We start from the raw sequence: 10,840 nt of genomic DNA on the forward strand, positions 1-10,840 counted from the left end.
ATTATATTATATACACGTCTATGTTCGCATGGGTTTACTCAAAAAGCAAATGATAGCATTTTATTTTTAGTGAATCGATTTTTGCTTTTATTAAATAAGTTAATAAACACGACTATTCAATCTCGCCATCGAGAATGAATGGCACATAAAAAGCGTCGAAACATGAAAGTTAATGTTTCGACACTTTTACTATACCTATTGAAGTGCGTTGCTAATGGTGTAGCTCGCAGTTGCCTGGTACTGTCCAGCTTTAATTGTTGCAAAGTCTCCCTTTGGAATCGTCAACTTAACCGGTTTTTGCGTGCCGCTGCCCGCATTTGCTGCATCCGTCATATCGTACTGAATTGCAAATGGGGATGCTTTGTACCGATTCTCAAAGGCACTGTTCGATGTGTATAGTGTGCTGCTTGTGCTATTGGATATCAATGAATTGGCAACGTGGTTATGCCCGACCGCATTCGTTGACGATGCATACCCAGTACTTGTACTTGTCATATTGGCTTCCAGAAAACCGTCATTTGTCAGGTAGGCGGTTGGTTTGATTGACACGCCATCTGCGTTCGCTGGTTCGCCACGACCAAAATCAATCACGAAGCCTGAATGTGGATCACTGAATCCCGAATCCGCGTCCGTACCGTCCTTATGCACAAAATTACTCAGAGAAGCTGTCAATGACCACGTAGTATTCGGTGCGTTCACCACACTGTCAAGATACTGAAAGGTGAAGTTGATTGGGACGTTAGGATTCGTCGTAAACGTCACATCATCTGATGGCACTGATCCAGTCAGTTTATATGGTTCAGGCGTATTGCCATTCCACTTGTTAGCAAACGTTAAATCAGGAACTGTTAACAACTGCACCCCTGTGGATTTGGTCAACGTTAGCGTGTTAGCAATGCCCAAGTAACTGAATCCTGCCGCAGACGTGCCACTCACTGCGTTGGTAATCAGTTGCGTATCGTTGTTTGGCAACTGATTCCCGTTGACGGTCATGGTGTAACTGTAGTAGCTGACTCCTCCCGCAGCGAGATTCACACCAGAATAGCGATAATGCGTGTAGCCAGCCAACGTGTCAGTAATCCTGGTATATGTCGCACCAGTTGCCGTCCCCGCCGCATTATTCACAGTCAAGGTGTTCGGCAATGTGATGCCAGCGGGTGAAGGAATGAGAAGATCGATGGCGCTCAGTGATGAGCTCCCATTATTTTTCACTTGCCCCTTCACATTGACGGTATTGCTTGCTGATACCCCATCAATGAGCCGTTGTGAGAATTGATCGGTTGTCGCGGTCCATGCTGGTGCACTGATGTAGAAGTAATTCTGTAGACCAACACTGTTCGTCACGATCGCAACATTGAGATAGAAGTGCCCAGCGCCACCGTCATCTGATTGCCAATAGCCGGTCGTGCGGCCTGTATCAGATTGCAGGGTCGCCACTGCTAGTGCTTTGGGCTTGAGCCGCAAATCATACTGAACTGCGTTAGTTCCTGATTTAATCGGAATATTCACCGTGATTTCGCCCGTTGTCGCATTCAGTGATGCCGTTGGGGCACCGGTCCCCGTAGTGAAGTTAAACGTGATTGTCGCGGGTGTGTCTTGCTTCTGCTTAATCTCTAACAATGACGTCTCAGTACTTGTCCCACCAATTGTCGTGACAAGCGTCAACATATCGCTGCGGCTGCTGGTGATATTCGGATCACTCCACACCTGCGGATAGCTCTTCGTATAAGTCTTGCCAGATGCGATGTCAGTATTACTAATCGCCAGCGTCTGTCGCTGATTCAGACTCGACTGCAGCTGTGGGGTCTGGTCGAGCTTAAGTGGTGCTGACAGCATTGGAATCCCGTTAGTGCCATCCGCCGCATACTTACCTGTCAGTTGCCAGACATCGGTCGCCGGATTTCCCAGCAACTTCGTGATTGTTTTTCCTGTCGTGTTGTCGACAATCGATCCGGGATTGCTTGGATTAACAATTGAGGTGGGACCATTGGTGATATTCGTTGCTGTTCTCTGTGTTGCCTGGAAGGTGACATTCGCATTGCTGGTGATTTCTTGCGGACTCACTTCAGTCCCCACGGATTTCGGATCATTTTGATCAAATTTGAAATACGTGTACGCACGTGTATACCGCTGTGGCGTCACCGCCCCAATGATATTCGTGGCTGGGCTCGTATTCAGCGCGCTGCCACTATCCTTGTCGCTGAGATTCGCATACGGATTAACCCCTTTATACGTTTCCCCATTATTGACAAACACGCCGTCCGTATTAAAGCTCGGTTGCGCCGTTCGGTTCAGGATGGTGGCCGCGATGTCCGGTGTGGTATCCGAGTCAGTTGGAATTGGCGGTGTGTCTGGCAAAATCGTCTTGTAGTACGTAATTGGATTAGTGTCTGGTAATTGCTTTCGATTATCAGCCGGTGCGATGAAGGAATTCCAAGAACTTGCGTTAACAATTACTGGGAATTCAACAGCGCCTCGATAATTCCCATACGTCACTTGATCTGTTTTGGCCTTAGCTGGGTCGATGACCGCAAAATCCATCGGTGTTGTCCCTGCTGTATTTTCTTTCTGTTGAATATCCCTAGGTTCATTATCAACAATACTGCGATAGTTGTAATTCGTTGACGCGTTTGGTCTTGGGTCCACTAAACTGCTAGAAGGATACATCGTCATTTTAACGGTGTTGTTCGCACTAGTGGCATTAGAGAAGTTGTTGGCGCTGTCAACTGTCGTATCATTGAACTTGCCGTCCGCTCGAGGTGATGGAAACAATCGATTTCGAGTTAACGGACGGTATCGTTGCGTGGTGCCACCGTTGTACTTAGATAAATCGATATTAAAATTGATATTCGCATTACCATCAAAACCATTTTTGGTTAAAAGGTCGGTTAAAATCCCGCCAATAACAGCTCCCCCAAGATCATTTTCACGGCCGCCCCCTGGTTTCAGAGCATTAAAAAGCCCAGTAGCAGAGGTATATGGATTTGGATTCGCGCCGGAATTAATGATTGGCCCGAAAAAGCCCCACATTGGCAGCCAAGCATCTTTATAGGTTGCGTAATCCTTTTTCGTTTATCTGGCAACGTTTGCTGCGACAATGGTGTTAAAACTTTTGCGGTCCCATTTTGAACCACCACATTATTATTCATGTCGGTCGCGTCCGCATCTTTCCGTGGATAAAACCATGCTTGCCGATAAATCACACTAGTCTGGGTGTTAATGATGTACGGGATTCCCTTAACCTTTAAATAAAAGCTTTTGGCATCTTCGGGATCTTTATACACATGATGATCGAATTGCAATGGAAAATTGACAGTGTACTCAATATTAGGGATTGTAATTGAGAGATAGAAATAGGCTTGATCCCAAGCAATTGCGTTTGCAATAGAAATCGTATCCACGTCTTGCGGCAGCGTGACTTTTACCATTACGCCCCAGTTTCCTTGCATCAACGCATCAGTACTATAGGCACTATTTCTAATCACAGCATGAATCGGGACGTTACCACTGACGTTTAGAACACCACCATCGTAATTTGCATTCTCGGCTAAAATGGGATGGTTCAAATTGGCTGCACTTAATGCCATTTTAGGGGTTACCGCTCCTCTACCGGTACTCGAATTAAAAGTAGCCGCGTTATACGGCGACGTAAAGTTCAGGTAATTCATCCCGCTCGGCGCATCAACATAGTTCATTGCAAACCAGGCCCGCGAAGCATCACCACTAGAAGTAGAATTACCTATTTGAATGTCGATTGGTGATCCCACAGTAGCGTCTGAACCATTGGTGTTTGAAATCGGATTTCCAGTCTGACCAGCGGGCAAAACACCACTCTTCGCGAGAATACCTTGTGTGCTCGAGTATTGAGATGACACCGCATTGACATCGCTATTTTCTTTTCCTGGTAAAACACGCATATTCTTCAGATTAGGATCCAAGTTATCTTGTATTCCCGGAGCCATTTCGGCTTTAACTTGATTACCGCCACTCAATCCTATACCAATCGCACTAAAAATCACTGTTAGGGCTAATTGCCATTTCCGCATTGTGATTACCCCCTGCATTAATTTATAAATAGTAAAGCACGTGCATTAAAATACTTCAGGGTAATTTTTACATGTATTATCAAAAACGCAAATTTTAGAATTTATTTTTAAATAAACTCTAATAATGCCGATTATCAATTTTGACTGGACGCTCCGTTCAAACATTCCGCATGATATCAGTATTAGTTAAAGTTTATATAGTTAATCATTTTGATAACTAACAATCTTATAAGCGACGCCATTTTGTTATTTTATAGCTCAGTGGTGTTTTCTCCCATTCAGTGACTAGTTACCAATCCGTAAAAAAAGATCAGCCCGTTATGGACTGATCTTTTCGTCTATTCAATTGACAGAAACTTTGTATACCGCTACCTCAAATGGTTGCAGAATCAGTTTGGAAACATCATTGGTTAAGAAATCTGTTTTGAAGATGTAGTTGCCGAGCACCAATTGCTTCACACAGGGCTGCAATTCTGGTGCGAAATCAAAATTAGCGGACTCAGTCGAGAGATTGGCAGCAATGATATATTGCTGATCGCCAAGTGTGCGACTGTAGGCGTAAATTTGGTCACCCGGCGTCTCTAATAGGTCATACCGGCCGCTAATCAGAGCAGGTGTTGTGGCCCGCAGATGAATCAATGTGCGGTAGAAGTTGAATACTGAAGAATCATCATCCACCTGATTCGCCGCATTGATTAACTTGTAATCCGGTGTGACCTCAAGCCACGGTGTACCGGTGGTAAAGCCAGCATTCTCTTGGTCATTCCATTGCATCGGTGTTCTGGCGTTATCGCGGGAGATCTTTTGGACGATGGCCAAGGCATCCGCTGCGGACTTGCCTGCCTTAATCAGCTGGTCGTACTGATTGTGCGTGGCGATATCCTGGTAATCCTCAATCCGTGGATAGTCAGCGTTAATCATGCCCAGTTCCTGGCCTTGATAAATGAATGGCGTTCCCTTCATTAAGAAGTACCACGCCGCCAAACACTTCGCCGACGCCAGCCAATACTCGCTGTCATCTCCGTACGTTGATACGGCGCGTGGCAAGTCGTGATTCTCGATGAACAACGCATTCCAGCCATCATCATTCAGCTCATTTTGCCACTTGGTCAACACGCTTTTGAGTTTCGGCACACTGAGATCAGCGAGATGCCCCGATTCAAAGAACTGGGTGTGTTCGAATTGAAAAATCATATTGAAGTAGCCGTGATCCGCGCTAACCCATTTGGCCGCATCCTCAATTGGCGCACCCATCGCTTCACCGACCGTCATCACGTCATTTTGCTTGAACAGCTGGCCAAGTTCCTTGAGGAAGACATCGATGCCTGCCACGTTGCGCATTGCCAGATCCATGTCATCCACATCCGCAAAACTCTGGAGCTTCTTCAGATGAATGATGGCATCCAATCGGAATCCATCCACACCGCGCAGTACCCACCACTCAATCATTTTGTAGATGGCCAGGCGGACCTGTGGATTCTCCCAGTTCAAATCGGGTTGTTCGGTCGCAAAAATATGGAGGTAATACTCGTCTGTTGCTTGATTGTACTGCCAAGCGGAACCGCCAAAATCGACTGCCAGTTGTTGGGCACGCCATTCTTGGCATCCTTCCAGATATAAAAATCATGATATGGATTATCGCGACTGCTTGCGGCCTGCACAAACCAATCGTGCTGGTCGCTGGTATGGTTCAACACCAAGTCCATGACCACCTTGATGTCCGCCTCATGAAAGGCCGACACCAATTGGTCGAATTGCTTGAGGTCGCCGTACTGTGGATCGATTGCCTGATAATCACTGATGTCATAGCCATTATCGATATTGGGACTCAGATAAATTGGCGAAAGCCACACGAATCCGACACCCAACCGCTTAAGATAGGGAATGCGATTCTGAATCCCCTGCAAATCACCGATGCCATCACCATTGGTATCTTGAAAACTCTTGGGATAGATTTGATACCCAACACGTTCTTGCCACCATGCCATGTGCTGAAACCCCTCTCATTGATTCATTAGGATTATTGTACACTAATCGGCGGAAGTGCGACACATTCCAGTCACAATCGCACTCGAGGAAGTCTCCCACTTATCCATAAATAAATTTTCAGTAATATGTGAATCTTACACATCTCGAATATTATGCCGAAATCCAGTACAGATTATTTAAAAATAACATGTCAACGCATCCAAGGTTATTTGAGATATCGTTTATCAGCGTGCTATACTGAAATTATCAACATACAGTAAAACGTCTACGACAGGTGTTCTGTTAATAACAGGTGAGCCCCCAGGATTGGCCTTTGCCGAATTTTGGGGACTTTTTTGACTCAACAATAACGATGGAGGTGCAAGATGGGTTCTGAACAACCGATTGTACAATATAAGGATATCAATAAGATTTACCATGGTGGCAACGTGGCCGTGGAACATATTAATTTAACAATCAATCAGGGTGATTTTGTCTGTCTCATTGGCACCAGTGGGTCTGGTAAGACGACAACCATGCGGATGATTAACCGCATGCTGGAACCGACCGGCGGCACGATTCTTTTCAATGGCGAGGATATCCACAAGCAAGACCCCGTTAGCCTGCGTCGCAAAATCGGCTATGTGATTCAAAATATCGGGCTCATGCCGCATATGACTATCTATGAGAACATCACGATTGTACCCAAGCTTTTGAAGTGGTCCGATGAGAAACGCCGCGAAAAAGCGGAAGAATTGATGAAGCTGGTCGAACTGCCCGATGAGCTGCTCGATCGCTACCCCACCGAATTATCCGGTGGGCAACAACAACGGATCGGTGTCATCCGTGCCCTAGCCGCCAATCAGGATCTGATTCTGATGGATGAACCTTTTGGTGCGTTGGACCCGATCACTCGGGAAAGTCTTCAAGAGTTGATTAAGGAGCTGCAGACCAAGCTCCACAAAACCGTGGTCTTCGTGACCCATGATATGGATGAAGCCCTCAAGCTCGCCACCAAAATCATTGTGATGGACAAAGGCCACATCATTCAAGATGCGACCCCGGCTGAATTGTTGCAACATCCCGTGAATCAATTTGTGCGCGATTTGATTGGTGAAGAACGCTTGATTCAAGCGCGCGCGGATGTCACCACTGTGGGGGCCATCATGCTGAAGAATCCTGTCTCGATCACGCCTGGCAAGTCCCTGCCTGACGCCGTCGCTCTGATGCGCAAGCGGCGGGTTGATACGTTGCTTGTCACCGATGACAACAGTCACCTCAAGGGCTTCATCGACATCGAGTCCCTGAACAATGAATACCGCTCATCCGCTTCCGTGGCTGATATCATGCAGACCAAGATTTTTTATGTGCAGGAAACCGCACTGCTTCGCGACACGGTCGATCGCATTCTCAAGCGCGGGCTCAAAAATGTGCCCGTGGTCGATGAAAACGACCGGCTGCGTGGCATTGTCACGCGTACCGCACTCGTCGACATGGTCTATGACACGATTTGGGGCAGCGCCAACAATGATGCGCCTATCGATCCACAACCTGAGGAGGTGACACCATGAGTGCCTTCCTCAATCAATACGGCACCGAACTCCTGATCAAAACCTGGGAACAGTTCTATATCTCAGCGATTGCGCTGGGCCTTGGGATTATCGTCGCGATTCCCCTAAGCATCGTGCTCACGCGGTTTGATCGCACCGCCAAGTTCGTCATGGGTTTGGCCGGGATGTTGCAGACCGTGCCTAGTTTGGCGCTGCTCGCCTGATGATTCCCCTCTTTGGGATTGGTCGCGTGCCCGCCATCATCGCACTGTTCATTTACTCACTATTACCAATCATGCGTAACACCTACATCGGCATGGAAAACGTCAGTCCCACACTCAAGGACAGCGCCAAGGGCATGGGCATGACCAGTTTTCAGTCCATCATGCAACTCGAGATTCCACTCGCCATGCCTGTTATCATGTCTGGTATTCGCGTTTCCGCGGTCTACGTGATTTCATGGGCAACGATTGCCTCATACATCGGTGCTGGCGGCTTAGGTGATCTGATTTTTAGTGGATTGAATCTCTTCCAACCAGCGCTCATTATCGGGGGGACGATTCCGGTCACCCTGCTCGCCTTAGTTGTCGACTATCTGCTCGGACTACTGGAAAAAGGTTAGCGCCTGTCACAGGCCAGGTGAACGCATGAGAATATTCAAACACCGACACCTCATTCTGCTGTTCATGTTACCGCTGCTCTTACTGAGTGGCTGCGGCTTCCCTGGGCTCACCGGCACAGACGATAACACCGTCAAAATCGCAGTGCAGAGTTCCACCGAAAGCAACATCATGGGCAATGTGGTCGCCCAACTCATTGAGCACGAATTGGGTTATAAGACCACACTGCTGCCAAACCTGGGCTCCACAACGGTTACCCATCAGCCTTGATTCGTCATGATGCCGATATCGCGACAACGCGTTACACCGGGACCGATCTGACGGGGACGCTCAATCTGCCCGTAGATAAGAATCCAAAGCGTGTCGCTAAAACAGTCAAACGGGAATTTGCCAAGCGCTACGACCAAACTTGGTTCCCGACTTATGGCTTTGCGGACACCTATGCATTCATGGTCACCAAGGCTTTTGCCAAACAACACAATCTCACCACGATTTCGGACATGGGCAAGGTGGCCAACACGATGACGCCGGGGTCGATAGCTCGTGGATGAGTCGCCAGGGAGATGGCTATAAGGATTTCGTCTCCGAATACGATTTTGACTTCAAGCGCGTCTATCCGATGCAGATTGGATTGGTGTACGATGCCGTGGAAGCCAACAAGATGCAGACCATCCTGGGTTATTCCACTGATGGCCGGATTCGCAGCTATGACTTGGCTGTGCTCAAGGATGACAAACAGTTCTTCCCGCCTTACGACTGTTCGATGGTCGTGAACAATGACTTACTCAAGAAACATCCCAAGCTGCGTGCCGTCTTGCATCGTCTCGATGGCAAAATCAATCTCAAAACCATGCAAGAATTGAACTACCAGGTGGATGATCAATTGAAGGAACCATCCGTGGTCGCTCGTGAATTCTTGAAAGAACACAACTACTTCAAAGGAGGTAATTCCTAATGGCTGATATGAATACATGGCAACAATTCTGGTACTACATGACCAACAATGGCGCCTATGTGCTCAGTCAATTCATGCGCCACTTCCTCATCTCAATCTATGGCGTATTGCTTGCGGTCATCGTCGGAATTCCGATTGGGTTGTTGATTTCACGGCGGCGCAAACTCAGCAGTACCGTCATCGGCATCGCTAACGTCATTCAGACGGTGCCATCGCTGGCGATGCTCTCGATTATCATGCTGGGATTAGGCTTAGGCGTGAACACCGTGATTGTGACGGTCTTTCTCTACTCACTCTTACCCATCATCAAAAATACTTACACAGGTATGGCGAGTGTCGACACGGCCATCATCGATTCGGCACGCGGTATGGGGATGACAGGGTTCCAGCGGATGACCATGGTTGAGATTCCACTATCACTCTCGGTCATCATGGCCGGAATTCGGAACGCCCTAATTATCGCGATTGGGATCACCGCCATCGGGGCCTTCGTTGGTGCTGGCGGCTTAGGCGATATCATCGTGCGCGGCACCAATGCGACCAATGGTGGTGCCATTATTTTGGCCGGTGCCATTCCGACCGCGCTGATGGCCATTATTACCGACCTGATTCTCGGCGCCATTCAACAACGGCTGGTTCCCAAAGGCACTCGTCGGTAAGGAAAGATGGTTTCCAATCCCTGAGCGCGGTATGATAAACATGTAAAGATTATTTGATAATTAATGAGGTGACTGTGATGATTCAAATTGGTAAATCAACAGTGCTGGCAGAGCCGCTCGGACTCGGCACCAACAAAGTCGGCGGATACAACTTGTTTCCGCATCTCAATGACCAAATGGGCCGCGATGTGGTCAAAACCGCGCTCGATAATGGCATTAACATGATTGATACCGCGTTTGTTTACGGCTACGGTCACAGTGAAGAATTGATTGGCCAAGTGCTCAAGGATTTCCCACGCGATAAAGTCGTGGTCGCGACCAAGGGCGCCCACTATATCGAATCGAGTGGCTTGGTCGTTCGCCGCAATGATCCCGCATTCTTGCGTGAAACCTTGGAAGCCAGTCTCAAGCGCTTGAACCTGGATTACGTCGATATCTTCTATATTCACTTCCCAGATGGCGTGACCCCACCCATTGAGGCGGTCGAAGAACTGACAAAGCTGAAAAAAGAAGGCAAGTTGCGGGCGATTGGCCTCTCTAACTTCGATCTCGATCAGATCAAGGCCGCCAATATTACCGGCCAAATCGATATCGTTGAGAATCGCTATAACCTGTTCCAACGTGAGCCAGAGGCCAAGCTATTGCCCTATCTCATGCAACAACAAATCACTTTTGTGCCATACGAACCGTTCGCAGAATCATTGTTGACGGGCCGCTACCTCGATCCACAGAATCCACCGCGATTCGATTTCAGTGATCACCGCCAAAAGAATTTCCTATTCCTGCCCGAACAAGTGCCAGGCAACATCGAAAAAGTGGCCAAGCTTCAACCAATTGCGGCACGCTACAACACATCTATTGCAGCACTCGTACTCGCATGGTATCTGAAGCATCCACTGATTGGCGCGGTTATTCCAGGCGCACGCACGCCTGAACAAGTCTTGAGCAACGTGCAGGCGCGTGATATCGACTTGAGTAACGCGGACTTTGAAACCATCGATGGGATTTTTAAATGAAAATAGCAGTGTGGCAAAGTATCTGC

At 47.9% G+C, this 10,840-nt stretch carries 5 protein-coding genes and 3 pseudogenes; 5 read left to right on the top strand and 3 right to left on the bottom strand.

Annotation, left to right across the window (positions count from 1 at the left end; all coding sequences use genetic code 11):
* Positions 1 to 195: 195 nt before the first annotated feature.
* From JCM17471_RS05805 to JCM17471_RS16470, 3 genes and pseudogenes are all read right to left on the bottom strand, one after another.
* Positions 196 to 3,030, bottom strand: a complete 2,835-nt coding sequence (locus JCM17471_RS05805) for a hypothetical protein (RefSeq protein ID WP_054777175.1) — start codon at positions 3,028 to 3,030, stop codon at positions 196 to 198.
* Positions 2,946 to 4,046 (bottom strand): hypothetical protein, encoded by a 1,101-nt coding sequence (locus JCM17471_RS05810; protein ID WP_054777176.1) that lies wholly within the window; start codon positions 4,044 to 4,046, stop codon positions 2,946 to 2,948. The genes JCM17471_RS05805 and JCM17471_RS05810 overlap by 85 nt, the downstream gene beginning before the upstream one ends.
* Positions 4,047 to 4,388: 342 nt before the next feature.
* A pseudogene (locus JCM17471_RS16470) lies at positions 4,389 to 6,034 on the bottom strand (glycoside hydrolase family 13 protein).
* 366 nt (positions 6,035 to 6,400) lie between these two features.
* Between JCM17471_RS16470 and JCM17471_RS05820 the strand changes: the two are divergent.
* From JCM17471_RS05820 to JCM17471_RS05840, 5 genes and pseudogenes are all read left to right on the top strand, one after another.
* Complete coding sequence (locus tag JCM17471_RS05820; RefSeq protein WP_054777177.1) at positions 6,401 to 7,585, top strand: betaine/proline/choline family ABC transporter ATP-binding protein; 1,185 nt, start codon at positions 6,401 to 6,403, stop codon at positions 7,583 to 7,585.
* Positions 7,582 to 8,186: pseudogene (locus tag JCM17471_RS05825) on the top strand (ABC transporter permease). Before JCM17471_RS05820 ends, JCM17471_RS05825 begins: the two are co-directional and overlap by 4 nt.
* A gap of 25 nt (positions 8,187 to 8,211) precedes the next feature.
* Positions 8,212 to 9,139, top strand: a pseudogene (locus tag JCM17471_RS05830) (osmoprotectant ABC transporter substrate-binding protein).
* Complete coding sequence (locus JCM17471_RS05835; RefSeq protein ID WP_054777178.1) at positions 9,139 to 9,798, top strand: ABC transporter permease; 660 nt, start codon at positions 9,139 to 9,141, stop codon at positions 9,796 to 9,798. Before JCM17471_RS05830 ends, JCM17471_RS05835 begins: the two are co-directional and overlap by 1 nt.
* 77 nt (positions 9,799 to 9,875) lie before the next feature.
* The gene (locus JCM17471_RS05840) at positions 9,876 to 10,814 is read left to right on the top strand and encodes an aldo/keto reductase (RefSeq protein ID WP_054777179.1); all 939 of its coding nucleotides are present in this window, start codon (positions 9,876 to 9,878) and stop codon (positions 10,812 to 10,814) included.
* Positions 10,815 to 10,840 lie beyond the last annotated feature (26 nt).

This window comes from Lacticaseibacillus saniviri JCM 17471 = DSM 24301, assembly GCF_001311785.1.
Lineage (GTDB): Bacteria > Bacillota > Bacilli > Lactobacillales > Lactobacillaceae > Lacticaseibacillus > Lacticaseibacillus saniviri.